Source organism: Pseudonocardia sp. TRM90224, from assembly GCF_021245725.1.
Classification (GTDB): Bacteria; Actinomycetota; Actinomycetes; order Mycobacteriales; family Pseudonocardiaceae; genus Pseudonocardia.
Genome location: NZ_JAJGSX010000112.1, coordinates 1 through 519, shown reverse-complemented (window position 1 = coordinate 519; position 519 = coordinate 1). Strand labels below are relative to the sequence as shown.

At 67.1% G+C, this 519-nt stretch carries 1 protein-coding gene; it reads left to right on the top strand.

What is annotated here, in order from left to right:
* Positions 1-64: 64 nt before the first annotated feature.
* Positions 65-519, top strand: a 455-nt coding sequence (locus tag LL648_RS43625; protein ID WP_232668868.1) for a DUF222 domain-containing protein, incomplete at its 3' end; no start/stop codon positions are given.

Sequence of the window (519 nt, the reverse complement as noted above, 5' to 3'; positions counted from 1 at the left end):
CTTCCCGACCGCCATGTCGATCACAGCGGTCGATCTTGGTCCACCCGCGGCTTACACCGTTCGCGTGACACGCCCGGACGGACCCGAACCCGACGACGGACCCGACTCCGAGGTCAACGAGCTGTCCATCACCCCGCACCCGGACCGGCCGGGCGGGGTGATCAAGGGCCGGTTCGACAATCCGGTCCTGTTCGCCACGATCGCGACGTTGATCGACGCGAAGTCGAAACCGGCCGGCGCGGATGATCAGCGCAGCTGCAAACAGCGCCAGGCCGAAGCGTTGGCCGACATTTGCGGGTACGTCCTCGACCACGGCGACGTCCCACAGTCCGGCGGTCACCGGCCGCACCTCAACGTGCACATCCCGCTCACCGAGCTGGAAACCCGAGTCCGGACCGCGATCCTCGACTTCGGCGGCCACATCACCACCAAAGACCTCCGCCAGCTCGCCTGCAACGCCGCCGTCATTCCGATCGTCATGAACAGCGACAGCCAGCCCCTCGACATCGGCCGCCTCTC